This is a genomic window from Stutzerimonas stutzeri (assembly GCF_000219605.1).
In the GTDB taxonomy this organism is placed as follows: Bacteria; Pseudomonadota; Gammaproteobacteria; order Pseudomonadales; family Pseudomonadaceae; genus Stutzerimonas; species Stutzerimonas stutzeri.
Genome location: NC_015740.1, coordinates 507442 through 532077, shown reverse-complemented (window position 1 = coordinate 532077; position 24636 = coordinate 507442). Strand labels below are relative to the sequence as shown.

Annotated in this window: 22 protein-coding genes; 4 read left to right on the top strand and 18 right to left on the bottom strand. The window is 66.6% G+C overall.

Features of this window, described 5'->3' with window-relative positions; genetic code table 11:
* Positions 1–5: 5 nt before the first annotated feature.
* Positions 6–761, bottom strand: a complete 756-nt coding sequence (locus PSTAB_RS02410) for a substrate-binding periplasmic protein (RefSeq protein WP_013981582.1) — start codon at positions 759–761, stop codon at positions 6–8.
* Positions 762–1266: 505 nt separating this feature from the next.
* Between PSTAB_RS02410 and PSTAB_RS02405 the strand changes: the two genes are divergently transcribed.
* A complete protein-coding gene (locus PSTAB_RS02405; protein ID WP_019407008.1) occupies positions 1267–3240 on the top strand; it encodes an AAA family ATPase in 1974 nt (657 codons plus the stop codon).
* A 27-nt stretch (positions 3241–3267) separates the two neighbouring features.
* Here PSTAB_RS02405 and PSTAB_RS02400 read toward each other — a convergent pair whose 3' ends face one another.
* The gene (locus PSTAB_RS02400) at positions 3268–4347 is read right to left on the bottom strand and encodes a GlxA family transcriptional regulator (RefSeq protein ID WP_013981580.1); all 1080 of its coding nucleotides are present in this window, start codon (positions 4345–4347) and stop codon (positions 3268–3270) included.
* Positions 4348–4458: 111 nt separating this feature from the next.
* On the opposite strand from PSTAB_RS02400, the gene PSTAB_RS02395 reads away from it, so the two are divergent.
* The gene (locus PSTAB_RS02395) at positions 4459–5736 is read left to right on the top strand and encodes a tetratricopeptide repeat protein (protein WP_041771626.1); all 1278 of its coding nucleotides are present in this window, start codon (positions 4459–4461) and stop codon (positions 5734–5736) included.
* A 51-nt stretch (positions 5737–5787) separates the two neighbouring features.
* Here PSTAB_RS02395 and PSTAB_RS02390 read toward each other — a convergent pair whose 3' ends face one another.
* The 4 genes from PSTAB_RS02390 to PSTAB_RS02375 form a co-directional block, all read right to left on the bottom strand.
* Positions 5788–6405, bottom strand: coding sequence for a TPM domain-containing protein (locus tag PSTAB_RS02390; RefSeq protein ID WP_011911684.1), 618 nt, complete (start codon positions 6403–6405; stop codon positions 5788–5790).
* 18 nt (positions 6406–6423) lie between these two features.
* Positions 6424–7176 (bottom strand): TPM domain-containing protein, encoded by a 753-nt coding sequence (locus tag PSTAB_RS02385; RefSeq protein WP_013981578.1) that lies wholly within the window; start codon positions 7174–7176, stop codon positions 6424–6426.
* Entirely contained in the window at positions 7173–7781 is a 609-nt protein-coding gene (locus PSTAB_RS02380; RefSeq protein WP_013981577.1) for a LemA family protein, read from the bottom strand. Before PSTAB_RS02380 ends, PSTAB_RS02385 begins: the two co-directional genes overlap by 4 nt.
* A 103-nt stretch (positions 7782–7884) precedes the next feature.
* The gene (locus tag PSTAB_RS02375) at positions 7885–8805 is read right to left on the bottom strand and encodes a LysR family transcriptional regulator (protein ID WP_013981576.1); all 921 of its coding nucleotides are present in this window, start codon (positions 8803–8805) and stop codon (positions 7885–7887) included.
* A 100-nt stretch (positions 8806–8905) separates the two neighbouring features.
* Between PSTAB_RS02375 and PSTAB_RS02370 the strand changes: the two genes are divergently transcribed.
* Positions 8906–9919: a zinc-binding alcohol dehydrogenase family protein gene (locus PSTAB_RS02370; RefSeq protein WP_013981575.1), complete on the top strand. Its 1014-nt coding sequence runs from the start codon at positions 8906–8908 to the stop codon at positions 9917–9919.
* Positions 9920–9936: 17 nt separating this feature from the next.
* Here the strand turns inward: PSTAB_RS02370 and PSTAB_RS02365 are convergent, their stop codons facing one another.
* A complete protein-coding gene (locus PSTAB_RS02365) occupies positions 9937–11160 on the bottom strand; it encodes a CaiB/BaiF CoA transferase family protein (RefSeq protein WP_013981574.1) in 1224 nt (407 codons plus the stop codon).
* Positions 11161–11225: 65 nt separating this feature from the next.
* Positions 11226–12407, bottom strand: a complete 1182-nt coding sequence (locus tag PSTAB_RS02360) for an acyl-CoA dehydrogenase (protein WP_013981573.1) — start codon at positions 12405–12407, stop codon at positions 11226–11228.
* Positions 12408–12581: 174 nt separating this feature from the next.
* Here PSTAB_RS02360 and PSTAB_RS02355 point away from each other — a divergent pair, with 174 nt between their 5' ends.
* Entirely contained in the window at positions 12582–13484 is a 903-nt protein-coding gene (locus tag PSTAB_RS02355; protein ID WP_013981572.1) for a LysR family transcriptional regulator, read from the top strand.
* Between the two features lie 147 nt (positions 13485–13631).
* Here the strand turns inward: PSTAB_RS02355 and PSTAB_RS02350 are convergent, their stop codons facing one another.
* From PSTAB_RS02350 to glcD, 10 genes are all read right to left on the bottom strand, one after another.
* Positions 13632–14006 carry an SCP2 sterol-binding domain-containing protein gene (locus PSTAB_RS02350; protein WP_013981571.1) on the bottom strand — a complete coding sequence of 125 codons (375 nt, stop codon included), beginning with the start codon at positions 14004–14006 and terminating at the stop codon, positions 13632–13634.
* A gap of 142 nt (positions 14007–14148) precedes the next feature.
* Positions 14149–14421: an HU family DNA-binding protein gene (locus tag PSTAB_RS02345; protein WP_003283322.1), complete on the bottom strand. Its 273-nt coding sequence runs from the start codon at positions 14419–14421 to the stop codon at positions 14149–14151.
* A gap of 149 nt (positions 14422–14570) precedes the next feature.
* Entirely contained in the window at positions 14571–15755 is a 1185-nt protein-coding gene (locus tag PSTAB_RS02340; RefSeq protein ID WP_013981570.1) for an NAD(P)/FAD-dependent oxidoreductase, read from the bottom strand.
* Positions 15756–15790: 35 nt separating this feature from the next.
* A complete protein-coding gene (rd, locus tag PSTAB_RS02335) occupies positions 15791–15958 on the bottom strand; it encodes a rubredoxin (protein WP_011911673.1) in 168 nt (55 codons plus the stop codon).
* Positions 15959–16072: 114 nt separating this feature from the next.
* The gene (locus PSTAB_RS02330) at positions 16073–17776 is read right to left on the bottom strand and encodes an L-lactate permease (RefSeq protein WP_013981569.1); all 1704 of its coding nucleotides are present in this window, start codon (positions 17774–17776) and stop codon (positions 16073–16075) included.
* Positions 17777–17992: 216 nt separating this feature from the next.
* Positions 17993–20173, bottom strand: a complete 2181-nt coding sequence (locus PSTAB_RS02325; RefSeq protein ID WP_013981568.1) for a malate synthase G — start codon at positions 20171–20173, stop codon at positions 17993–17995.
* Positions 20174–20193: 20 nt separating this feature from the next.
* Positions 20194–20598: a heme-binding protein gene (locus PSTAB_RS02320; protein WP_011911670.1), complete on the bottom strand. Its 405-nt coding sequence runs from the start codon at positions 20596–20598 to the stop codon at positions 20194–20196.
* Positions 20599–20671: 73 nt separating this feature from the next.
* Positions 20672–21889: a glycolate oxidase subunit GlcF gene (gene glcF, locus PSTAB_RS02315; RefSeq protein ID WP_013981567.1), complete on the bottom strand. Its 1218-nt coding sequence runs from the start codon at positions 21887–21889 to the stop codon at positions 20672–20674.
* A 6-nt stretch (positions 21890–21895) separates the two neighbouring features.
* The gene (glcE, locus tag PSTAB_RS02310) at positions 21896–22957 is read right to left on the bottom strand and encodes a glycolate oxidase subunit GlcE (protein WP_013981566.1); all 1062 of its coding nucleotides are present in this window, start codon (positions 22955–22957) and stop codon (positions 21896–21898) included.
* Complete coding sequence (gene glcD / locus PSTAB_RS02305; protein ID WP_013981565.1) at positions 22957–24456, bottom strand: glycolate oxidase subunit GlcD; 1500 nt, start codon at positions 24454–24456, stop codon at positions 22957–22959. Before glcD ends, glcE begins: the two co-directional genes overlap by 1 nt.
* Positions 24457–24636: the final 180 nt, after the last annotated feature.

Below are 24636 nucleotides of genomic sequence, written 5' to 3'. Positions count from 1 at the left end.
TGACTTCAGTTCACGTAGCGGCGCGCAGCCTGTTGCAGCAGGCCTTCCTGCTTCATCTGATCGAGGGTGCGCTGCAGCTTCTCGACGACCTCGTCGGGAGTTTCCTTGTTCATCGCCAGGTAGAGGTCGACCCGACTCAGGGTCAGGGCCACCGCCAGCGGGCCGACGCCGGCCTGCTTGGCTTCGTATTCGCCGGAGGGGTTGGTGGTCGCCCAGAGATCGAACTGGCCGGCCTTCAGCTTGGCCGGCGTATCGATCAGCGAACTCTGCACCTCGATACCCCGGCTGATCAGGTACTGGCTGCCGACGCTGCCGTCCTTCGAGCCGATGCGGTACTGCCGGGCCTCCTCCAGGCTGGATATCTGGATCGGGCTGTCGGGGCGCTTGAGCAGCACGATCTGGATCTCGCTGAGCGGGCCGACCCACTTGTATTTCGGCTCACGCTCAGGCGTACGGCTGAGGGAGAACACGGCGAAGCCGGGCGTTTTTTCCGCCAGCTGCTGCAGGCGGCTCCAGGGGAAGCGCAGGGTCAGCGTGTAGGGTATGCCGGCACGCTTGAACAGAGCGGCCACAACCTCGGCGTCGATACCGCTGATGGCCTCCTCCTTCGCGAAGTTCTTGCCGTCATTGGCCATGCTGAACGGCGGGAAGTTCTGCGTGAGCAGGTTGACCGTATCCTGGGCGTTGGCCGAGGCGAACGGGAGTAGTGCGAACAGCGCGCCCAGAACGGCAGAGCGCAGGGTCTTGTTGCGGGTTGGCATGTTGAAGTCTCGGCTCGATCGAACGTTGTTTTTATGAGCGCGCCCGGCATCGTGGCAGGGTCGGCTGTCGGCAGTGTGTCGCATGTCCGCAACGGAGCGTGACGGACGTCCATGCGGCGTCGAACGGTAACAGGCCCTTGCGCGGCAATCTCTGCAGCCGGTCACTTATGTGGCACGTGCCGCTGCGGCGCGTCGACGCAATGGCGCTGCACCAGCAGCCCTGCCGTGCTTGTGCAGCGACGATTTCGTTCCCGGCGCGAACGGTCATTCGTCGAAAACCTGCCGTCCGTTCGTCGCACAGCCGCCCCCATGGTGGCACTTGCCGTATTCTCGCCGGCTATCGGAGTCTGCCGATCCGAGACACAGTCGGGCATATAAATCGCATCCAACACATCCGAACTGTGGCGCGCCATACCTTTGGCGCCGCGGGTTTCCCGCACATCAACTGTGGTCCGCCTGCGGGCGGTGGTTTGTCGAAACATCGGGCCTCCCGATTGGATGTGAAATGAAAACACCACGTCTGCTACAAGGTCGTCGCGGCCCTGTGCTCTCCGTTTTCCTGCTTCTGCTGATCGCCGCCTGCGTGGCCTATTGGCAGCTGCGCCCAGCCGCGCCGTCGACGCCAGCCACTGGCGCGGCGGCGAGCATGCTCGAAGCCCTGCAGGAGTCCACCGCCCCCTGGCAGGCCAATCGCCGCGATCTCTCGGTACTGCTGGCCGACCTGCGTGGCGCCAGCATCGCCAGCGCCGCGCTGGGCAAGGATGCGGTCTACGTCAGCCTGCACGACGGCCTGCGCTACTGGGTGCCGGACCAGTCCGGACGCGTGGCTGGATTGCTGCTCGAGCAGTACGCGCAGAGCAACGGCGAGCTGTTCCCGCTGGCGATGTTCCAGACCGACGCGGAAAAGCCCTTCTACACCTACCTGCTGCCCTACTCGCCGATCGCCCTGCTGCTGCTCGGCGCGGCAATCTTCTTCGCCATGAAGACGCGCAGCTTCGAGGTGCAGCGCAAGGGCAGCGGCATCACCTTCGCCGACGTGATCGGCGCCGCCGAGGCCAAGCAGGCGCTCAGCGACGTCACCGCCTACCTGCGTGACCCGGGCGCCTATGCGCGTCTCGGCGCCCGCCCACCCAAGGGCGTGCTGCTGACCGGCGAGCCGGGCACCGGCAAGACCCAGCTGGCCAAGGCGCTGGCGAGTGAATCGAATGCCAGCTTCATCCAGGTCACCGGCAGCGATTTCTCCTCGATGTACTTCGGCGTCGGCATCCAGAAGGTCAAGGCGCTGTTCCGCACCGCGCGCAAGCAGGCACCATGCATCATCTTCATCGACGAGATCGACGGCATCGGCAAGCGCGCCGAGCAGACGCGCTCCAGCGATGCCGAGAGCAACCGCATCATCAACCAGTTCCTCGCCGAGATGGACGGCTTCGACGGCGCCAGCGGCGTGCTGGTGCTCGGTGCCACCAACTTCCCCAACTCGCTCGACCCGGCGCTGGTGCGCGAAGGCCGCTTCGACCGCTCCATCGCCGTCGGCCTGCCGGGACTGGATGACCGCGAGGCGCTGTTCCGCCTCTACGCCGGCAAGCTCAACGCTGCCGACGACCTGGATTTCCCGCAGCTGGCGCGCAATACCGTCGGGCTGACGCCGGCGGCGATCGCCTACATCGCCAACCATGCCGCACTGCTGGCCGCCCGTACCGGCGCGCAGCAGGTGAACATGGCCCACTTCGTCGATGCAGTGGAAACCTGCCGCATCGGTGAGCAGCCGTCCGGCGTGACGCCGATGTCGCCCACCGACCGCAAGCGCATCGCCGTGCACGAGGCCGGCCACGCGCTGGTGGCCGCGGCGTTGAATGTCGGCCGGGTGGAAAAGGTCACCATCCTGCCTCGCGGCCAGGCGCTGGGCGTGACCCTGGTGACGCCGGTAGAGGACAAGCGCCTGCACATGTATTCCGAGCTGCGCAACCGCATCCAGATGCTGCTGGCCGGGCGCGGTGCCGAGCAGCTGTATTTCCACGAAGTCTCCTCCGGCGCCGGCCAGGATCTGCAGGAAGCCTCGAAGATCGCGCTGTCGATGGTCGGCGCGCTGGGCATGGGACCGAACGGCTCGCTGCTCAGCCTGCAGGCCGTGCGCGACGCCCATATCGAGTTCGATTCCGGCGAGTCCATCCGCGCCGCCGACCAGTTGCTGCAGCAGCTCTACAGCGACTGCATCGCCTTGCTGCAGCGTCTGAAGCCGGCCCTGGACGAGATCGCCGACAAGCTGCTGGCCGAAGAAACCGTGCCGGGCGAAGACGTGCTGGCGGCCATCGAGCGACTGCCGGCGCAGCATCACGAAGCCAGCGTCAGCTCCATCATCGGCCATGCGCTGAGCAGCATCGACCGTGTCGCCGCCAGCGCCATGGAGGGGGCCGACCGTTTCGAACTGGCTCCGGTGGTCTCGCCGGACGAGGACGACGAAGGCCCGACCCGGCTCTGAATCGGGTATAACCGGGTGCCGGCCCGCTCAGTGCAAGGCCGGCGCCCGCTCCTCCTGCAGCGTGGCGATACCGGCCAGACGCCGCGACAGCACGCCGAAGCGTCGGCGGTACTGTGCCGGGGTCAGGCCGACCTTGCGCCGGAACAGCCGGCCGAAAAAGCCCGCATCCTGATAGCCCACCTCCCAGGCGATCGCCTCCACCGACAGCTCGCCGCTCTCTAGCAATTGCTTGGCCTCCTCCAGACGCAGGGTGTGGATGTAGTCCAGCGGCGTCAGCCCGGTGGCCAGGGCGAAGCGGCGCTGGAAGGTGCGCTCCGGCAGGCCGCTGATGCGCACCATGGCACTCACCGGCGCCTCCTCCTCGTAATGCTGTGCGGCCCATTCCTGGCAGCGGGCGATGATCGGATCGGCCAGCTGACCGGTGCGCATCATCGCCGCGTAGGCCAACGGGCTGGTGGCGTCCCAGTCGAACAGGTTCAGCCGCGCCACTTCCATCGCCTCGCGCGCACCGACGAAACGGGCGATGAGAAACAGCCCCAGCGCGTGCCAGCTGCTGCCGCTGCCGGACATCACCAGGCGCTGGCCGATGCCGGTACTGACCAGCGCCTTGTCCGGATGCCAGTGCACGTCCGGATACTCGCGGCGCAGGCAATCGCAGTAACCCCAGTGCGAGGTGCCTTCGCAACCGGCCAGCAGCCCGGTCTGCGCCAGCAGCATCGCCCCCGAGCAGGCCGCGGCCAGCGTCGCCCCGGCCGCGTAGCGCTCGCGTAGCCATTGCGCCTCGGGCGCATAGCGCTCGTCCAAGGGCTCCCAGGGGCTGACGGCTAGATTGCTGACGATCACCACGTCCGCCGGCGGAGCTTCGGCGAGGCTCGCATGGGGCTGGACCGGAATGTCGTTATAGACCCGCAGCAGCCCGCCGTCACGGCTGACGATGAGTGGCCGGAACGGCGACGCCACATCGCAGCGGTGCATCAGCTGCTGCCAGTCGCGACGGGTGCCAAGCAGCAGGTCATAGAGGCCGAACAGCGTCGAGGCCGTGCTGTCCGGCGTCGCCAGCAGGGCGACGGTCAATGGCGGACGTTCGGCGATCTCGGAGCGGGCCATGGCGGAAATAGCCGTTTTGTTTCCAGGATGACTGGGGTGCAAAGCAAGCGTAACCCTGAGTATTGGCGCGTTGGCCGACACCAACGAACCGGACTCATGGAGCATAGAACAATGAAAGACGCACACGGGTACCAACTGACCGGCTGCAACGGCGAGGCGCAGGCCCTGCTCGACCAGGCGCTGGCGCAATTTCGCTGCCTGCACGCCGCCTCGCTGGCAACCACCGAGGCCGCGCTGCAGGCCTCGCCTGAACTGGTGATGGGCCATGTCCTGCACGCCTGGCTCTATCTGCTTGGCACGGAGGCAGCTGCCCTCCCGGTGGCCCGGGCCTCGCGTGACCGCGCCCTGGCCTTGCCGCACAACGAGCGGGAAGCGCGTCACCTGCACGCCCTGGGGCTGCTCATGGATGGCCGCTGGTACGCCGCCGGCCGCGCGCTGGAAGACCTCAGCGTCGACTACCCCCACGACCTGCTCGCCCTGCAGGCCGGCCACCAGATCGACTTCTTCACCGGCGACGCCCGCATGCTGCGCGACCGCATCGCCCGCGTGCTTCCGGACTGGTCGCTGGAAGTGCCGGGCTACCACGCCCTGCTCGGGCTGTACGCGTTCGGCCTCGAGGAAAGCGGCGACTACCGCCTTGCCGAGCGCCTGGGCCGTGAAGCGGTGGCACTGCAGCCCGACGATGCCTGGGCCCAGCACGCCGTTGCGCATGTACTGGAAATGCAGGGGCGGCGCGAGGAAGGCATCGCCTGGATGCGCGGCAATCCGGCCTGGCAGCAGGACAGCATGCTCGCCGTGCACAACTGGTGGCACCTGGCGCTGCACCATCTGGAAATGGACGACTTCGACAGCGTCCTGGCTCTGTTCGACGGCCCGCTGAACGGCCACGGCAGCAGCCTGGCGCTGGAGCTGATCGACGCCAGCGCGCTGCTGTGGCGCCTGCAGCTGCGCGGGGTGGAGGTCGGCCAGCGCTGGTCCGGCGTGGCCGAGCGCTGGGCGGCGATGGCCGCGGATGGCTGCTACGCCTTCAACGACTTCCATGCGGCGATGGCCTTCGCCTGCGCCGGCCGCGACGACCTGCTCGACCTGTTGCACGACGCACAGCGGCGGGCCTGCGGGCGCGCTGACGACAACGCACGCTTCACCGCCCTGATCGGCGCTCCGGCAGTCGGGGCGGTCGAAGCCTTCGTCGAGGGCGACCATGCGCGCTGCGTCGAGCGGCTGCGGGGCATCCGCAATCAGGCGCAGCTGTTCGGCGGCAGCCACGCCCAGCGTGACCTGATCGACCAGACGCTGATCGTCGCCGCCCAGCGTGCGGGCCAGCAGGGTCTCGCTCGTGCGTTGCAGCGCGAGCGCCTGATGCTGGCCGAGCAGCGGCGCATGCAGTGAAGGAAGGGAGTGACGGGGAGAGGCAATGCACGCCTCTCCCCTTGCGTGACGCTAAGGCAGCAGCACCAGGCGGTTGGGCAGTTCGTTGCGCTCGTGGGTCTTGGGTACATGCTGCGCCAGCAGTGCACCGCTGGCTTCGATGCAACCGAGGAAACCTTCGAGCACCTGTCCCTGCTTCACCCGCTCGGTGAAGCAGCCGACGATGGATTCCCAGGCGGCGTTGTCGATGCGACTTGAGATACCGCGATCCACCAGGATTTCCACATAGCGTTCGGCTTCGGAGACGAAGATCAGCACGCCGGTATCGGCCTCGGTGTGGTGCAGATTGAGTTCGATGAACTGCCGCCGCGCCAGATTGCAGGCGCGCCAGCAGCGCACCGAACGCGGAATCAGTCGGCTGGTCACCCCGGGAAGCCTGAACAGCAGCGCCAGCACGATGAAGGTCGCCCATTGCACCAGCAGCAGCTGCCAGGCGCTCAGCCAGCCGCTGAAGAACAGTAATGCACCAGGCAGCAGCAGCGCGATCAGGCTGGCCCAGAGCAGTGGGATGTAGTGGTAGTCGTCGGCCTGCGCGGCGAGCACCGTCACCAGTTCGGCGTCGGTGCTGCGCTCTACGCGCTCGATCGCCTCGGCCACCTGCCGCAGTTCGCTTTCGCTGAGTAAGGTCATCGTTCGTCCATCGTCCGTTTACCAGCCACCGGAAGCGCCGCCGCCACCGAAGCCACCACCGCCTCCACCGAAGCCTCCGCCGCCGAAACCGCCACCGCCAAAGCCGCCTCCGCGCCCCATGCCACCGAGCAGCGCGCCGAGCAGCAGGGCGCGACGTCCACCGCCGCGACCGCCACGGCCACCGCCGAGCACGAAGATCGCCACCAGCATCAGGAAGAACGCCAGCACGCCGAAGCCACCGGGTTCCTGCTGGCCCATCGGCATGACCGGCCGCAGCTCCGCCGGCAGCGGATCGCCGCCGAGCACGGTGATGATCGCCTGCGTGCCTTCGGTGATGCCGGCCGTGAAGTCGCCGCGCTGGAAGGCCGGCGCGATGACCCGGTTGATGATCACCGAAGACTGCGCGTCGGTCAGGCGATCCTCCAGCCCGTAGCCGACCTCGATGCGGATCTTGCGGTCGTCACGGGCGACGATCAGCAGTGCGCCGTTGTCCTCGCCCTCCTGCCCGATACCCCAGGTGCGACCCAGCTCCAGGCCGAATTCCTCGATGCTGCGCCCGCCCAGGTCCGGTACGGTGACCACCACCACCTGCTCGCCGGTGGCCTGCTCGTGGGCCGCCAGCATGCTGGTCAGGCGCGCCTCGGCCTGGGTATCGAGCAATTCGGCGCGATCGACCACGCGACCGGTCAGCGCCGGCAGCTCGGCCTGCTGCGCGAACAGGCTGCCGGCCCAGAGCAGCAGGGCCAGCAGCAGCGGAAACCGGCGCGTCATTGAAACTGCACTTGCGGCGCCTGCTCGGCGTTCTCGGCCGTCGCCTCGAAGTTCTCGCGAATCGGCATGTCGCTGTACATCAGCGTGTGCCAGATGCGGCCAGGGAAGGTGCGGATCTCGGTGTTATAGCGCTCTACCGCCGCGATGAAATCACGCCGGGCCACCGCAATGCGGTTCTCGGTGCCTTCGAGCTGCGATTGCAGGGCGAGGAAGTTCTGATTGGATTTGAGCTCCGGATAGCGCTCGGATACCGCCATCAGCCGGCTCAGGGCGCCGGTCAGCTGATTCTGCGCCTGTTGGAACTGCTGCAGCTTCTGCGGATCATCCAGGGTGCTGGCATCGACCTGAATCGACGTGGCCTTGGCCCGCGCTTCCACCACCGCGGTGAGGGTTTCCTGCTCCTGACGAGCGAAGCCCTTGACCGTTTCAACCAGGTTGGGAATCAGGTCGGCACGCCGCTGATATTGGTTCTCTACCTGCGACCAGGCGGATTTCACCTGCTCGTCATAGCGGGGGATGTTGTTGATCCCGCAGCCGGCCAGCAGCCAGGACATGAGGACGACAACCGTCAGTTGCCAGGTGTAGCGAAAACGCTGCGTATGCATGATGCGCCTGTCCATTGTGTTAACCAGTACTCAGATAAGAATAGCCAAACGCCATAAGAGTTCAGGCCGGCAACGAACGTGCCTGGCTGTGGCTCAAAACGAGCTACAGCTTCCGCCAGGGCGCGCGCACCAGCAGCGCCTTGCAACGCGTCTGCAGATGTTCATGCAGCAGCCGCACCGGTTTGCTCAACTGCGCGCGATGGGCGCAGAGCAGGGTCAAGGGCGCCGCCTCGCCGAGACAGTCTGGCAACAACACCTGTAGACGGCCCGCGGCCACGTCGTCGGCGATATCCAGCCAGGACTTGTAGGCCAGCCCACCGCCGGCCAGCGCCCAACGTCGCACCACGTCGGCATCGTCGCTGACCCGATCACCGCTTACCTGCACGGTGCGCACCCGGCGGCCCTCCTGAAAGCACCAGCGGTCGTGCACGCGTCCGGCGAGCATGAAGCGCAGGCAGTTGTGCCCGGCCAGTTCGTCCAGCCGCTGCGGCGCGCCATGGCGCTGCAGGTAGGCCGGTGAGGCGCACAGCACCCGGCGATTGCCGGCCGCCACCGGTAGCGCCACCAGGCTCGAATCCTGCGGCTCGCCGTAACGCAGGACCAGGTCCACCGGCTGGCGGAACAGGTCGGTCAACCCGTCGCCCAGCAGCAGGCGCAGCTGCAATTGCGGATGGCTCGCCTGGAATTCGTCGAGCCAGGGCAGCAGAACGTTGCGCCCGAAGTCGGACGGCGCCGACAGCTGCAGCACGCCGCTGATCGCCTCGCGCCCGCCAGCGAGCGCCTGGGCACCCTCGTGCAGGCTGGCCAGTGCTGCCCGGGCATGCAGCAGATACGCCTCGCCCTCGGCGGTCAGACGAAGGCTGCGGGTGGAGCGCACGAACAGTCGCGTGCCCAGGCTCGCCTCCAGGCGCTTCAAGGCTGCACTGGCCACCGCCGGTGACACGTCGAGCCCGCGCGCGGCCGCGGAAAGGCTGCCGCTGTCGGCGGTACGGACGAACAGCTGCAGGTCGTCGATACGCAGCATTTTCAAAATCCTGTTGAAAGAGCCTCGCTTATCGCCCCGTTTTTCCGCCGCGTCAAATAGCTGAGCATGCCCCTCCACCGAACCCATACGGAGCAACAGCATGAAAGCGGTCGCCTATTTCGAATCCCTCGCCATCGACGATCCCCGCGCGCTGCAGGACGTGGAACTGCCCGAGCCACTACCCGGCCCGCGTGACCTGCTGGTGGAGGTGCGCGCCATTTCGGTCAACCCGGTGGATACCAAGGTACGCCGCAACACTCAGCCCGAGGGCGGTCAGCCGAAGGTGCTGGGCTGGGACGTCGCCGGTGTGGTGGTCGGGGTGGGCAGCGAAGTCAGCCTGTTCAAGGTCGGCGACGAGGTGTTCTACGCCGGCTCCATCGCCCGCGCCGGCGGCAACAGCGAACGCCATCTGGTGGACGAGCGCATCGTCGGCCGCAAGCCGCGGAGCCTGAGCTTCGCCGAGGCCGCCGCACTGCCGCTGACCGCCATCACCGCCTGGGAGCTGCTGTTCGAACGCCTGCAACTGGTGGAAGGCCAGGGCGCCGGGCAGCAGCTGCTGATCGTCGGTGCCGCCGGCGGCGTCGGTTCGATCATGCTGCAGCTGGCCCGTCAGCTCACGAAGGTCAGCGTGATCGCCACCGCCTCGCGCCCGGAAACCCAGGCCTGGGCCCGCGAACTCGGCGCCCATCATGTCATCGACCATAGCCAGCCGCTGCACGCCGAGCTGCAGCGCGCCGGTTTCGCCAGCGTCAGCCATGTCGCCAGCCTGACCCAGACCGATCAGCATTTCGACCAGCTGGTCGAGGCACTGACGCCCCAGGGCCGCCTGGCGCTGATCGACGATCCGGCCCAGCCGCTGGACGTGATGAAGCTCAAGCGCAAGAGTCTGTCGCTGCACTGGGAGCTGATGTTCACCCGCTCACTGTTCGAGACGCCGGACATGATCGAGCAGCACCACCTGCTGCAGCGCGTCAGCCAGCTGGTCGATCTGGGCGTGCTGCGCACCACCCTCGGCGAGCACTTCGGCACCATCAACGCGGCCAACCTGCGCCGCGCCCATGCCCTGCTGGAAAGCGGCAAGGCCAAAGGCAAGATCGTGCTGGAAGGCTTCTGAGCTAGATAGCCTCCAGGCTAGATCACTCCGGCCGCGCGTAGGCCGGCGATCTGCTCGTCGTTCATGCCCAGCAGGCGCTGCAACAGCGCCTCGCTGTGCTCGCCGAGCAGCGGCGGCGGGTTGCGGTACGCCACTGGCGAAGCGGACAGCCGCAGCGGGCTGGCCACCTGCGGCACGCGGCCGGCCAGCGGATGCGGCATCTCCACGCTCAGCCCGCGATGCTGCACCTGTGGGTCGGCGAACACCTGCGCCAGGTCGTTGATCGGCCCGCAGGGCACGCCGGCCTGCTCCAGCGCACTGACCCATTCGGCCGTGGTGCGGAACACCGTGACCTGGCGGATCAGCGGAATCAGTTCGGCGCGATGGGCAACGCGCGCGCGATTGGTGGCGAAGCGGGCATCAGCCGCCCACTCGGGACGCCCGGCCACCTCGCAGAACTTGCGGAACTGACCGTCGTTACCGACGGTGAGGATGATGTCGCCGTCCGCAGTGGGGAAATCCTGATAGGGCACGATGTTCGGATGGGCATTGCCCATGCGCCTGGGCGCCACGCCGGTGGTGAGGTAGTTGAGCGCCTGGTTGCCGAGGCAGGCGACCTGCACGTCGAGCAGCGCCGTGTCGATATGCTGGCCCTCGCCGCTGCGTTCGCGATGTGCCAGCGCAGCGAGCACGCCAACGGTGGCGTACAGACCGGTGAGGATATCGGTCAGCGCCACGCCGACCTTCACCGGCCCGGCGCCCTCCTCCGCATCGCTGCGGCCGGTCAGGCTCATCAGCCCGCCGAGCCCCTGGATCATGAAGTCGTAGCCGGCACGTGTGGCGTAGGGGCCGTCCTGGCCGAAACCGGTGATCGAGCAATAGATCAGCCGCGGATTGATCGCCTTCAGGCTTTCGTAATCCAGCCCGTAGGCGGCCAGCCCGCCGACCTTGAAGTTCTCCAGCAGTACATCGCATTGCGCCACCAGCTCGCGGATGATGCGCTGGCCCTCGGGCCGGGTGAAGTCGACGGTCAGCGACTGCTTGTTTCGGTTGGCGGTCAGGTAATAGGCGGCCTCCGAGGTGTTCTCGCCGTGCTGGTCCTTGAGATAGGGCGGGCCCCAGTGGCGAGTATCGTCGCCCGTGCCAGGGCGCTCGACCTTGATCACCTCGGCGCCGAGATCACCGAGGATCTGCCCGCACCAGGGCCCGGCGAGCACGCGCGACAGGTCGAGAACACGGATATGGGACAGGGCGCCGGGCATGGACGAAACCTCGAAGGCTATTGGACGGAGCAAGCCCCCTCTCCTTCTGGGAGAGGGGTGCAGTTTCAGAAGAACGCCTGAATGCCTGTCTGCGCGCGGCCGAGGATCAGTGCATGCACATCGTGGGTGCCCTCGTAGGTGTTCACCACCTCCAGGTTGACCAGGTGCCGGGCCACGCCGAACTCGTCGCTGATGCCATTGCCGCCCATCATGTCGCGCGCCATGCGCGCCACGTCGAGTGCCTTGCCGCAGCTGTTGCGCTTCATGATCGAGGTGATTTCCACCGCGGCGGTGCCCTCGTCCTTCATGCGGCCGAGGCGCAGGCAACCCTGCAGGGCCAGGGTGATCTCGGTCTGCATGTCGGCCAGTTTCTTCTGGATCAGCTGGTTGGCCGCCAGCGGCCGGCCGAACTGCTGGCGGTCGAGCACGTACTGGCGCGCGGTGTGCCAGCAGAACTCGGCGGCGCCCAGCGCGCCCCAGCTGATGCCGTAGCGGGCACTGTTCAGGCAGGTGAACGGGCCCTTCAGCCCGCGCACGTCGGGGAAGGCGTTCTCTTCCGGGCAGAACACGTTGTCCATGACGATCTCGCCGGTGATCGAGGCGCGCAGGCCGACTTTTCCGTGAATCGTCGGGGCGGACAGCCCTTCCCAGCCCTTTTCCAGCACGAAGCCGCGAATCTCGCCGGCGTCATCCTTGGCCCAGACCACGAAGACATCGGCGATCGGGCTGTTGGTGATCCACATCTTGCTGCCGGACAGGCGATAGCCGCCGTCGACCTTTTTCGCCCGGGTGACCATCGAGCCAGGGTCGGAGCCGTGGTTCGGCTCGGTGAGGCCGAAGCAGCCGATGTATTCGCCGCTGGCCAGCTTGGGCAGGTACTTCTGCCTGGTCGCCTCGTTGCCGAACTCGAAGATCGGCACCATCACCAGCGAGGACTGCACGCTCATCATCGAGCGGTAGCCCGAATCGATGCGCTCGACCTCGCGGGCGATCAGGCCGTAGCACACGTAGTTCAGCCCGCTGCCGCCGTAGGCTTCGGGAATGGTCGCGCCGAGCAGGCCGGTCTCGCCCATCTCGCGAAAGATCGCCGGATCGGTGCGCTCATGGCGGAAGGCTTCCAGCACCCGCGGCGCCAGCTTGTCGGCGGCGAACTGCGCGGCGCTGGCCTGCACCATGCGCTCTTCCTCGGTCAGCTGCTGGTCGAGCAGCAGCGGGTCGATCCAGTTGAAGCTTGCTTTGCCGGCCATTCGGGAGGCTCCTCTTGTTGTCTTCGGCACCGCGGGCGCGGGGCGGGATGAGCTGATCCTAGGCGCCGCACCGGTGCGTCGCAAACGAGGATTTCGCACCAAACTGTGCGTTTCGCTCATTCCGAGATAAGCTCCTTGGCCATCGTCAGGCTTATCCCGTGAGGTCTTTGCATAATGCGCCGCAAGATTCCCAGCACCGCCGCGCTGATCGCCTTCGAGGCCGCTGCCCGCCACGAGAGCTTCACCCGCGCGGCCGACGAGCTGGCACTGACCCAGAGCGCCATCTGCCGGCAGATCGGCGGGCTGGAGGAATTCCTCGGCCTGGCGCTGTTCCGCCGTTCGCGGCGCGGCGTGAAGCTCACCGCCGCCGGCCAGTCCTACGCCCGCCGCATCGCAGCGCAGCTGGACGCGGTGGAGCGCGACACGCTGTCGGTGATGGGCCAGCAGGGCGCCATGAGCCTGGAGCTGGCCGTGGTGCCGACCTTCGGCACCCAGTGGCTGGTGCCGCGCCTCAGGCATTTCCAGGCGCTGCATCCGGAAATCACGGTGAACCTGACCAACCGCACCCGGCCCTTTCTCTTTGCCGATACCGAGTTCGATGCTGCCATCTACTTCGGCGATGCCGACTGGTCCGGTACCGAGGCGCACTACCTGATGCCCGAGGACCTGCAGCCAGTCTGCAGCCCCGCCCTGCTGCGCGACGGTCAGCCGTTCACGACCCAAGCCCTGGCCCACCTGCCGCTGCTTCAGCAGACCACCCGACCCTATGCCTGGCGGCAGTGGTTCGATTCACTGGGGTTGAAAGTCGCCCGCGACATGACCGGCCCGCGGCTGGAGCTGTTCTCCATGCTGGCGCAGGCGGCCGAGCACGGCATGGGGGTAGCGCTGATTCCGCCGTTCCTGATCCAGCGGGAACTGGCCGAGGGGCGGCTGGTGCTGGCGCATCCCCACGCCTATCGCAGCGAGACGCGGGCGTACTACCTGATGATTCCGGAGCGCAAGGTGGAGTCGGCGGGGCTGGTGGCGTTTCGGGACTGGCTGAAGGATGAGGCGAAGGTTTGGCGGGAGCGGGCGTAGGAAGGTGTAGGAATCTGGCACCGGGAAGGCGGTAGGGTGGAAGCCGCGCAGCGTTTTCCACCACAAGTGACCTGCAGGCTTGGGTCTGACGAGCCGGGTGCCGGACATCCAGAAATGAGCGCGCCGAATCGCGGGCTCAGGGCGACACTACTTCTTCTTTTTCGGCTTCAGGTATTTGGTCAGTCCCTGGAACCACATCACCAGCGCCGGGTTCCCCTGGATCTGGATGTCCTTGTTCTGAATCCCCTGCATGAACGCCAGCTGCTTGTTCTTCGCCGTCATGGTGGCGAAGCCATAGGCGGCATCCTTGAACCCCAGGGAGAACGCCGGCTCAGGCGCCGGGCCGCGCTTGCTGGTGACGCGCTGGTCTTTCACCACGAAGTGCCGGGCGACCTTGCCATCCAAGGTGTGCAGCTGAAAGGTCAGATCCTTGTCGCCCAGCTGCTGCTGGAACTCGGGGTTGGTGCGGCTGGCCTTGGCCATCAGGCGGCCCAGCATCCAAAGCAGAAAGCGGAATTTCATGACGTGTTGTCCCGACCGGTACGAGAGGAAGGCCGCATTGTAGTGGCTTGGTCGGCGGGGGGAAGGACGGGTACGAACGGGTCCGGGGAAGACCAGTCGGTCAGGTTTACCCGGAGCCGATCGGCTCCGGGTCGGCGCAGCGTCAGTTGACGGCGTCTTTGAGCATCTTGCCCGGTTTGAACGCGACGGTATTGCTGGCCTTGATGGTGACCGGTTGCCCGGTCTGCGGGTTTTTCCCGGTGCGGGCGCCACGGTGGCGCTGAACGAAGGTGCCGAAACCGACCAGGGTGACGCTGTCCTTGCGGTTCAGCGCATTGGTGATTTCATCCAGCACGGCGTTGAGTACGCGATTGGCCTGGTCCTTGGACAGATCAGCCTTCTCGGCAATGGCTGCGGCGAGTTCCGGTTTACGCATTGGGAGCCTCTGAGACGTTTTTGTTGTTGTGTCCGTACTGTTCACAAGAACAGCGCTAAAGGCGCTGCAACAGCTCTAGGCTGGGGCAGCCCCATGGAGAATGGCACGGCGCTAGCACCTGCGCCAGTCCCCGCGGACGCCCTGCAAGCTCAGTTGGGGGACTTTAGCGACAGAATTTGCGGTAGTTCCGCCAATACCGGTGGCAACTGCTTGTTCAGCGCCAGTCGCTCCTGCACCGCCGCGCCGGTCAACGCGTAGCCGAGCAACTCCCCGCAAGCCCCGAGATAGAGCGCCTTGACGTCGTTGCCCTGGGCCTCGACGGACCAGCTGCCGGCACTGCCCACGGCGGGCATCGAGACCACTACCGGACAGGCCGGGGTCTTCACGGTTACCGGCATGGGGCCATAACTGACAAAGGTCGGATTGCCAAACAGCGTTTTAGCCAAGGCCCGTGCGCCGGCCATCAGCGGCATCACGTAGAGCAGGCTGAGCCCTTCCACCTCGGCGCAATCGCCCAGGGCATAGACGTGCTCCGCCGAGGTCTTGAGCAGGCGATCGACGACGATGCCGCGCTTGACCTCAAGCCCCGCCTCGGCGGCCAGCTCGGTACGTGGGCGCAGGCCGACGGCACTGACCACCAGATCGCAGGCCCGCTGCGAGCCGTCGGACAGGGTCGCCTGCAGACCGTCGGTGCTGCGCTGCAGGCGCTCCAGCGTGGCCCCGAGATGAATGCGCGCGCCGATGCCCTCCAGGCCGCGCTTCACCGCCTCGGCGGCCTGCAGCGGCAGCAGGCCCGGCATGACCTGCTCGCTGGGGGCGACCAGATCCACCTCGTGGCCGCCCTGCAGCAGGTCGTTGGCGAACTCGCAGCCGATCAACCCGGCGCCGAGGATCAGCACGCGGCGTTTGCCGGCGGCAGCGGCACGGAAGCGTCCATAGTCGTGCAGGTCGTTGATCGGATAGACCGCATCCGCCGCATCGCCCTCCACCGGCACACGGATCGTCTGCGCGCCCCAGGCCAGCACCAGATCCCGGTATGGCACCGGTTCGTTGCCGATCCAGACACGGCGGTGCGCCGGGTCCAGACGGGTGACGCGGGTGTGCGTGCGAATCTCCGCGTTCAGCTGCTCGGCCATGGCTCCGGCGGTGGCCATACCCAGGCTGTCGGCGTCCTTGTTGGCGGCAAAACCGGTGGACAGCAGTGGTTTGGAATAGGAACGACCGTCGTCGGCGGTGATCAGCAACAGCGGCGTCTGCGGGTCCAGCTTGCGGAACTCCCGCGCCAGGTTGTAACCGGCCAGGCCGGTGCCGATGATGACTACGGGTGCGCTCACGTCAGGTCCTCATGGGGTAGGTTGGCGAAACGGAATCAGCCGATGGCGATCATCTCGAAGTCCAGCTTGCCGACGCCGCAATCGGGGCAAACCCAGTCTTCCGGCACATCTTCCCAGGCCGTGCCGGGGGCGATGCCCTCTTCCGGCGCGCCCAGCGCTTCGTCATAGATATAGCCGCACACCACACATTGCCATTTCTTCATGGGTAACCTCGATGATCCGTCGACTGCGACGCACGCTATACCAGAACGGCGCGCCGCACCAACTGCACAAATGAAAACGGGCGGCCTGGGCCGCCCGTCAAACTACCGCCTGGCTTAGCCTGCGGCACCCACCAGCGGATCGCTGATGCCCATCACGTAGAACCCGATCAGGCCGATGGTGCCGGCCAGGATGAGGTAGTACAGGGTTGGCAGCATGGTCTTGCGCAGGGTGATCCCTTCGCGACCGAGCAGGCCGACGGTGGCCGAGGCCGCCACCACGTTGTGGATGGCGATCATGTTGCCCGCCGCCGCACCGACCGACTGCAGCGCCACCATCAGCGCACCGGACAGCCCCAGCAGGCCCGCGGTGTTGAACTGGAACTGCGACAGCATCAGGTTGGACACGGTGTTGGAACCGGCGATGAAGGCGCCCAGCGCACCGACCGCCGGCGCGAAGAACGGATAGACATCACCCACGCTGTTGGCCACCAGCTGCGCCATGGCCACCGGCATGGACACCAGGTCGGAGCCGTTCACGCCCGAGTTGATCAGGATGCGCACCATCGGGATGGTGAAGATCAGCACGAAGCCTGCGCCGAGCAGGGTCTTGCTCGACTCGGAGATCGCCGCGCCCAGTTCCCGCGCGCTCATGCGATGCAGGAAGAAGGTGATCAGCACCACGATGCAGAGAATGCCACCGGGCAGGTACAGCGGCTCCAGCGTGCCGGAGACGCCGGTCTCACCGAGAATGTCCTTCCAGCCGAACGACAGCGACATCAGCAAGGCCTTGAAGTCCGGGAACACCCGCGAGGCCACCAGCAAGCCGGCCAGGATCAGGTACGGCGCCCAGGCCATCGGCACGGAAATCGGCGTCTTGCCGGCGACGTCCTCGATCTTCATCTCGATCTTGCCCATCCACTCGGATGGCCACTCGCTCGCCGGGGCAAAATCCCAGCTGTCCTTCGGCAGCAGGAAGCCGGCCTTGGCCGCCGGCACCACGATGGCCAGGCCCACCAGGGCACCGATGATCGAGGGGAATTCCGGGCCGAGGAACACACCGGCGGCGGCATACGGGATGACGAAGCACAATCCGGTGAACACCGCGAACGGCGCCACGGCCAGGCCTTCGGTCCAGGATTTGTTGCGGCCGAAGTAGCGGGTCATGATGCTGATCATGATCAGCGGCATGAGGATGCCGCACAGCGCATGGATGATCGCCACCCGCGAGAAGATCAGGTGGAAGAACACGTCCCAGTTGCTGCCCACGGTCGCCAGCTGCGCGCTGATCCCGCTCTTGTCCAGGCCGGCGCCGACCCCGACCAGGATCGGCGTGCCCACCGCACCGAAGGACACCGGCGTGGACTGCACCATCATCCCCATCACCACCGCCGCCAACGCCGGGAAGCCCAGCGCTACCATCAGCGGTGCCGCCACCGCCGCTGGCGTACCGAAGCCCGAGGCCCCCTCGATGAAGCAGCCGAACAGCCAGGCGACGATCAGCACCTGGACACGACGGTCAGGGCTGATGTTGGAGAAGCCACGCCGAATCGAACTGATCCCCCCGGAATGTTTCAGCGTGTTGAGCAGCAGGATCGCACCGAAGATGATCCAGAGGATCGCCGCGGTGAGGATCAGGCCCTGGAAGGTCGAGGCGATAACCCGGTTGAGGGTCATGTCCCAGGCCAGCAGGCCGATCAGCGCAGTGAGGACGAAAACCAGCGGCATGGCGTACTTGGCCGGCCAGCGAAAGCCGATCAGCAGCACACCCGCCAGCACCAGCGGCACGAAGGCCAGGATGGACAGTAGTGTTTGACTCATTTGTTGGGTCCCTGCGTTTTTTGTTGTGAACCACTTCTATTGTGTCCGGGCGTGCCCGGTGCTTCGCATGAAGCGCAGCCAGGCGGTGCGCTTCCCGACGGCCCGGCCGAAACAGTGCCGCTCATGCTCGAAAGCCCCGGGCGCCGTTGGACGCCTGGGGCTCCTGTCCTCACCGCGGGGGCCGAACCTCCGGCCGCACGCGGTTCCCCCTGTTCATCAGCCCTGGGCGGCCTTGAAGCGCTGGCGCCACTGGTGCAGCAGCGGCTCGGTATAACCGGACGGCTGCTCGCGGCCCTTGAACACCAGATCGGACGCCGCCTGGAAGGCGATCGACTGAGTGTAGTCGCTGGACATGGCGCGATAGAGCGGATCGCCGGCATTCTGCTGGTCGACCACCTTGGCCATGCGCTCCAGGGTTTCCTGCACCTGCTCGCGGCTGACCACGCCGTGGTGCAGCCAGTTGGCGATGTGCTGGCTGGAGATGCGCAGGGTGGCGCGGTCTTCCATCAGGCCGACGTTGTGGATGTCCGGCACCTTGGAACAACCGACGCCCTGCTCGACCCAGCGCACCACGTAGCCGAGGATGCCCTGGCAGTTGTTGTCCAACTCCTGCTGCTTCTCCTCCGCGCTCCACTTGTCTTCGGCGACCACCGGGATGGTCAGCAGATCGTTGAGCAGCTGCTCGCGCTCGGCGGCCAGGTCGACCTTTTCCAGCTCGCTCTGCACGGCCTGCACGTTCACCTGGTGGTAATGCAGCGCATGCAGGGTGGCGCCGGTGGGCGACGGCACCCAGGCGGTGTTGGCGCCGGACTTCGGATGGCCAATCTTCTGCTCGAGCATGGCCGCCATCAGGTCCGGCATGGCCCACATGCCCTTGCCGATCTGCGCCTTGCCGCGCAGGCCGCAGGCCAGGCCGACCAGTACGTTGTTGCGCTCGTAGGACTGTATCCACGGCGTGGTTTTCATGTCGCCCTTGCGCAGCACCGGTCCGGCTTCCATGCAGGTGTGCATCTCGTCGCCGGTACGGTCGAGGAAGCCCGTGTTGATGAAGGCCACGCGGTGCTTGGCCGCGGCGATGCAGGCCTTGAGGTTGGCGCTGGTACGGCGCTCCTCGTCCATGATGCCCATCTTCAGGGTGTAGCGCGGCACACCGATGAGGTCCTCGACGCGACCGAACAATTCGTCGGCGAAGGCGACTTCCTTCGGCCCGTGCATCTTCGGCTTGACGATGTAGACGCTGCCGGTGCGCGAGTTGCCCTTGCGCTTGAGGTCATGCTTGGCGATCAGGCTGGTGAACACGCCGTCCATGATGCCTTCCGGGATCTCGCGGCCGTCTTCCAGCAGAATCGCCGGGTTGGTCATCAGGTGCCCGACATTGCGGATGAACAGCAGCGAGCGGCCGTGCAGCTTCAGCTCGCCGCCGTTGGGCGCGCTGTATTCGCGGTCCGGATTCAGGCGGCGGACGAAGCTCGAGCTGCCCTTGGCCACTTCCTCGCTGAGGGTGCCCTGCACGATGCCCAGCCAGTTGCGGTAGGCCAGCACCTTGTCGTCGGCATCCACCGCGGCGACCGAATCTTCGCAGTCGAGAATGGTGGAAACCGCGGACTCGATCAGCAGGTCCTTCACGCCGGCGGCATCGGTCTGGCCGATCGGGCTGTTCGGGTCGATCTGGATCTCGATGTGCAGGCCGTTGTTCTTCAGCAGCACGGCCTTCGGCTCGACCGCTTCGCCCTGGAAGCCGACGAACTTCTCTGGCTGCTTGAGGCCGGTGACACTGCCGTTCTCCAGGGTGACCTTCAGCTGGCCGTCCTGCACGCGGTAGGCGGTGGCGTCTGCGTGACTGCCTTCGGCCAGCGGCGCGGCCTGATCGAGGAAGGTGCGTGCATAGGCGATGACCTTGGCGCCACGGACTTCGTTGTAGCCCGGGCCCTTCTGCGCACCGCCCTCTTCGGAGATTGCGTCGGTGCCGTAGAGCGCATCGTACAGCGAGCCCCAGCGTGCGTTGGCGGCGTTCAGCGCATAGCGCGCGTTCATGATCGGCACCACCAGCTGCGGGCCGGCCTGGGTGGCGATCTCGCTATCGACGTTGGCCGTCTCGATCTTCACCTCACCCGGCACTGGCAGCAGGTAGCCGATGGACTCGAGGAAGGCGCGGTAGGCGGCCATGTCCTTGATCGGGCCCGGGTTGGCCTTGTGCCAGCTGTCCAGTTCGACCTGCATGCGGTCGCGCTCGGCAAGCAGCTCACGGTTCTTCGGCGCCAGGTCGTGGACCAGGGTGTCCAGCCCCTGCCAGAAGGCGGCGGCTTCGATACCGGTGCCCGGCAGGACTTCGTCTTCGATGAATCGCTGCAGATTGGCCGCGACCTGCAGGCGGCCTAGGGTTACACGCTCGGTCATCTGTCGTTCTCCTTGTCTGTTCAGTTAGCCAGGGCGGCAACGCCGGCCTTAGCGATCTGGGCGTCCTGCGCGGCAGTCACACCGGAGACGCCGACCGAACCGATGACGTGGCCGTCGACCACCACCGGCACGCCACCTTCCAGGGAGCAGACCACCGGCGCGGAGAGGAAGGCAGTGCGGCCGTTGTTGACCATGTCTTCATAGCCCTTGGTTTCGCGGCGACCGAGGGCCGAGCTGCGGGCCTTCTCGGTGGCGATGTAGGAGGCGATCGGCGCGCAGCCGTCCAGACGCTCCAGCGCCAGCGGATGGCCGCCGTCGTCGGCGACGACGATGGTCACGGCCCAGCCGTTGGCCTGCGCTTCGGCACGGGCGGCGGCGAGGATGGTGGCGACTTCGGTCTGGCTCAGTACGGCTTTGCTTTTCATCTCGATTCTCCTGTCTTCGTATTTCGGTTGTTCGTTGGCCGCCCTGTCTGGACGGCCGAACCATGAGGCATTGCTACTGCATCGATTCCTCGACCACTTCGATCCAGTGCTTGACCGGCGTGCGGCCGGCGCCATCGAGGTGGGTCTGGCAACCGATGTTGGCGGTGACGATCACTTCCGGCTTGCCGCTCTCCAGCGCGTTGAGCTTGTTGTCGCGCAGCTGGTGGGAAATCTCCGGCTGGGTGATCGAATAGCTGCCGGCCGAGCCGCAGCACAGGTGCGCATCCGGCACCGCAGTGAGCTGGTAGCCCAGACGGGTGAGCACGTCTTCGACCGCGCCGCCGAGCTTCTGTGCGTGCTGCAAGGTGCACGGGCAGTGGAAGGCCATGCGCTTGTCGGCACGCACGTCGAGTTTTTCCAGTTCGGCGCTGCGCAGCACTTCGACCAAGTCCTTGGCCAGCTCGCTGACACGGGCGGCCTTGGCCGCGTAGGCCGGGTCGTCCTTGAGCAGATGGCCGTACTCCTTGACGAAGGCGCCGCAGCCGCTGGCCGTCTGCACGATGGCTTCGGCACCGGCCTCGATGGCCGGCCACCAGGCGTCGATATTGCGCCGCGCGCGGTCCAGACCGGCCTCCTGGGCGTTGAGGTGGTAGTCCACCGCACCGCAACAGCCGGCCTCACGCGCCGGGCTGACGCTGATGCCCAGGCGGTCGAGCACCCGTGCAGCGGCGGCGTTGGTGTTCGGCGACAGGCTCGGCTGCACGCAGCCTTCGAGCATCAGCACGCGACGCTGGTGCATGACCTGCGGGCGCGGTTTGGCCGGCCGGATCTCGCGCGGCAGGTGATCCTTCAGCGAGGCCGGCATCAACGGCTTCAGCGCATTGCCGGCACCCAGCAGTGCCTTGAACAGGCCCGGTCGCGGGATCACCGTGCGCAGGCCGCCGCGCACGACGCGCTCGCCCAACGGGCGCTGCACCTGCTGCTCGATGAAGTCGCGGCCGATGTCCAGCAGGTTGTGGTACTTCACCCCGGACGGGCAGGTGGTCTCGCAGTTCCGGCAGGTCAGGCAGCGGTCCAGGTGCAGCTGGGTGCTCTCGGTCACCTCACCGCCCTCGAGCATCTGCTTCATCAGGTAGATCCGCCCGCGCGGGCCGTCCAACTCGTCGCCCAGCAGCTGGTAGGTCGGGCAGGTGGCGTTGCAGAAGCCACAGTGCACGCAGGAGCGCAGGATGCTTTCCGCTTCCTCGGCGCGCGGCAGTTTTTTCGCGGCTTCGCTCAGATTCGTTTGCATACGTCGTCAGACCTCGGAATACATGCGGCCGGGGTTGAAGATCCCCTGCGGATCCAGCGCGGCCTTGAGCTGGCGGTGATAGCGCAACAGCGGCGCCGACAGCGGCTGGAACGGATTGCTCGTCGCGCCTGCGGTAAAGCAGGTGGCGTGGCCGCCGACCTCAATGGCGATGCCGCGGATGGTCACCGCATCGGCATCGGACTTCAGCCAGCGCTGGGCACCGGCCCAGTCCACCAGCTGGTCGCCCGGCAACGCCACGGCTGGCGTGTTGTTCGGCAGCGACAGGCGCCATAGCGGGCGCGGGTCGGCGAAGAACGCCAGGCGCTGCTCGCGCAGCTCGTTCCAGTAGCCAGGGTCGAGATCCTCGCCGCCGATGCGTTCGCGCGCGGCATTGACCGACCCTTCGCCACCTTCCAGGCGCAGGTAAAGGGCCTTGCCGTCATGGCTGGCGGCGCTGATCGGTACCGGCTGCTGGCCCCATTCGGCGAGCTTGAGCAGCGCACGTTCGAGATCGATTTCCAGACGCAGGCTGGTGCACAGGCGTGGCTTGGGCAGTACCTTGAGCGAAACTTCGGTGAGCACGCCGAGGCAGCCGAAGCTGCCGGCCATCAGGCGCGACAGGTCGTAACCGGCGACGTTCTTCATCACCTCGCCGCCGAAACGCAGGTGCTTGCCCTGGCCGGTGATGACCCGCGAGCCGAGCACGAAATCGCGCACCGAACCGCTCCACGGCCGACGCGGCCCGGACAGTCCGGCCGCGATCATGCCGCCGACGGTGGCGCCTTCGCCAAAGTGCGGCGGCTCGCAAGGCAACATTTGCCCGGCCTCGTCCAGCGTGGCCTCGAGTTCGGCGAGCGGCGTACCGGCACGCGCTGTCACCACCAGCTCGGTGGGGTCGTAGCTGACGATGCCGCGGTGCTCGCGCACGTCGAGCAGCTGGCCCTCGGCCGCGCGGCCGAGGAAGGCCTTGCTGCCGCTGCCCTGGATGCGCAGCGGGGTCTTGGCGGCGAGCGCCTGGTTGACCTGGTCCAGCAACAGCGCGCTGGCGTCGTTGGCGATTACGGACATCAGAAACGCTCCAGTTCGGGGAAAGGCAGCTGGCCGTTGTGGATGTGCATGCGGCCGAATTCGGCGCAGCGATGCAGGGTCGGAATGTTCTTGCCCGGGTTGAGCAGGCCGCTCGGGTCGAAGGCCGCCTTGACCGCATGGAACAGCGTCAGCTCGTCGGCGTTGAACTGCGAACACATCTGATTGATCTTCTCGCGGCCGACGCCGTGTTCGCCGGTAATGCTGCCGCCCACCTTCACGCAGAGTTCGAGGATCTTGCCGCCCAGGTCTTCGGCGCGTTCCAGCTCACCGGGCTGGTTGGCATCGAACAGGATCAGCGGGTGCATGTTGCCGTCGCCGGCGTGGAACACGTTGGCCACGCGCAGGCCGAACTGCTCGGACAGGTCGGAAATCCCCTTGAGCACGCCCGGCAGCTCGCGGCGCGGAATGGTGCCGTCCATGCAGTAGTAGTCCGGCGAAATACGGCCGACCGCCGGGAAGGCGTTCTTGCGTCCCGCCCAGAAGCGCACGCGCTCGGCTTCGTCCTTGGCCAGGCGCACTTCGGTGGCGCCGGCCAGCTTGAGCACTTCGCTGACGCGCGCGCAGTCGTCGTGCACGTCGGCTTCCACGCCATCCAGCTCGCAGAGCAGGATCGCCTCGGCATCCACCGGGTAGCCAGCGTGGATGAAGTCCTCGGCGGCGCGGATCGACAGGTTGTCCATCATTTCCAGGCCACCGGGGATGATGCCGGCGGCGATGATGTCGCCCACCGCACGACCGGCCTTTTCCACCGAGTCGAAGGCGGCCAGCAGCACCTTGGCCACCTGCGGCTTGGGTAGCAGTTTGACCGTGACTTCGGTGACGATGCCGAGCATGCCTTCGGAGCCGGTGAACAGCGCCAGCAGGTCGAAGCCCGGCGAGTCCAGGGCGTCGGAGCCGAGCGTCATGCGCTCGCCTTCGACGGTGAGGATGTCCACTTTGAGCAGGTTATGCACGGTCAGCCCGTATTTCAGGCAGTGCACGCCACCGGCGTTCTCGGCGACGTTGCCGCCGATGGAACAGGCGATCTGCGACGAGGGGTCCGGTGCGTAATACAGATCGAAGGGAGCCGCGGCGTGGGAGATCGCCAGGTTGCGTACACCGGGCTGGACGCGGGCGAAACGACCGGCCGGGTCCACTTCGAGAATCTTGTTGAAGCGCGCCATCACCAGCAGGATGCCCTGCTCCAGCGGCAGCGCACCGCCGGACAGCCCGGTACCGGCGCCGCGAGCGACTACCGGAACGCCGCGCTGATGGCAGAGCTTGAGCAGCGTCTCGACCTGCTCGATGCGCTCGGGCAGCACCACCAGCAGCGGCGTGGTGCGATAGGCGGACAGCCCATCGCACTCGTAGGGCTTGAGGTCCTCGCTGCGGTGGAGGATGTCCAGATCGGGCAACTGCGCCTGCAGCTCGGCCAGCAGGGCGGCCTTGTCGACCTTGGGCAACGCACCATCGACGCGTTCGTCGTAGAGAATGTTCATGGCAGGTTCCGCTTTCGTGAGTCACCGCCAGCGCGGGCAGCTGCGGTGGAATGACGCATCTTTAGCGCCGATGGCCGCGAGCCGTCCATGCCCGCACCAACTGGTCCTACCAGTTTTTTGTAGTCATCCCGTTCAAAGCACTACCTGAAGCCCTTCCAGGCCGCGCCGCTAGGTGCTTTT

What these genes read in the sequence shown, in the direction of transcription:
- PSTAB_RS02410 (WP_013981582.1), bottom strand. Translation starts at nt 761, where the DNA reads ATGCCAACCCGCAACAAGACCCTGCGCTCTGCCGTTCTGGGCGCGCTG.
- PSTAB_RS02405 (WP_019407008.1), top strand. Translation starts at nt 1,267, where the DNA reads ATGAAAACACCACGTCTGCTACAAGGTCGTCGCGGCCCTGTGCTCTCC.
- PSTAB_RS02400 (WP_013981580.1), bottom strand. Translation starts at nt 4,347, where the DNA reads ATGGCCCGCTCCGAGATCGCCGAACGTCCGCCATTGACCGTCGCCCTG.
- PSTAB_RS02395 (WP_041771626.1), top strand. Translation starts at nt 4,459, where the DNA reads ATGAAAGACGCACACGGGTACCAACTGACCGGCTGCAACGGCGAGGCG.
- PSTAB_RS02390 (WP_011911684.1), bottom strand. Translation starts at nt 6,405, where the DNA reads ATGACCTTACTCAGCGAAAGCGAACTGCGGCAGGTGGCCGAGGCGATC.
- PSTAB_RS02385 (WP_013981578.1), bottom strand. Translation starts at nt 7,176, where the DNA reads ATGACGCGCCGGTTTCCGCTGCTGCTGGCCCTGCTGCTCTGGGCCGGC.
- PSTAB_RS02380 (WP_013981577.1), bottom strand. Translation starts at nt 7,781, where the DNA reads ATGCATACGCAGCGTTTTCGCTACACCTGGCAACTGACGGTTGTCGTC.
- PSTAB_RS02375 (WP_013981576.1), bottom strand. Translation starts at nt 8,805, where the DNA reads ATGCTGCGTATCGACGACCTGCAGCTGTTCGTCCGTACCGCCGACAGC.
- PSTAB_RS02370 (WP_013981575.1), top strand. Translation starts at nt 8,906, where the DNA reads ATGAAAGCGGTCGCCTATTTCGAATCCCTCGCCATCGACGATCCCCGC.
- PSTAB_RS02365 (WP_013981574.1), bottom strand. Translation starts at nt 11,160, where the DNA reads ATGCCCGGCGCCCTGTCCCATATCCGTGTTCTCGACCTGTCGCGCGTG.
- PSTAB_RS02360 (WP_013981573.1), bottom strand. Translation starts at nt 12,407, where the DNA reads ATGGCCGGCAAAGCAAGCTTCAACTGGATCGACCCGCTGCTGCTCGAC.
- PSTAB_RS02355 (WP_013981572.1), top strand. Translation starts at nt 12,582, where the DNA reads ATGCGCCGCAAGATTCCCAGCACCGCCGCGCTGATCGCCTTCGAGGCC.
- PSTAB_RS02350 (WP_013981571.1), bottom strand. Translation starts at nt 14,006, where the DNA reads ATGAAATTCCGCTTTCTGCTTTGGATGCTGGGCCGCCTGATGGCCAAG.
- PSTAB_RS02345 (WP_003283322.1), bottom strand. Translation starts at nt 14,421, where the DNA reads ATGCGTAAACCGGAACTCGCCGCAGCCATTGCCGAGAAGGCTGATCTG.
- rd (WP_011911673.1), bottom strand. Translation starts at nt 15,958, where the DNA reads ATGAAGAAATGGCAATGTGTGGTGTGCGGCTATATCTATGACGAAGCG.
- PSTAB_RS02330 (WP_013981569.1), bottom strand. Translation starts at nt 17,776, where the DNA reads ATGAGTCAAACACTACTGTCCATCCTGGCCTTCGTGCCGCTGGTGCTG.
- PSTAB_RS02325 (WP_013981568.1), bottom strand. Translation starts at nt 20,173, where the DNA reads ATGACCGAGCGTGTAACCCTAGGCCGCCTGCAGGTCGCGGCCAATCTG.
- PSTAB_RS02320 (WP_011911670.1), bottom strand. Translation starts at nt 20,598, where the DNA reads ATGAAAAGCAAAGCCGTACTGAGCCAGACCGAAGTCGCCACCATCCTC.
- glcF (WP_013981567.1), bottom strand. Translation starts at nt 21,889, where the DNA reads ATGCAAACGAATCTGAGCGAAGCCGCGAAAAAACTGCCGCGCGCCGAG.
- glcE (WP_013981566.1), bottom strand. Translation starts at nt 22,957, where the DNA reads ATGTCCGTAATCGCCAACGACGCCAGCGCGCTGTTGCTGGACCAGGTC.
- glcD (WP_013981565.1), bottom strand. Translation starts at nt 24,456, where the DNA reads ATGAACATTCTCTACGACGAACGCGTCGATGGTGCGTTGCCCAAGGTC.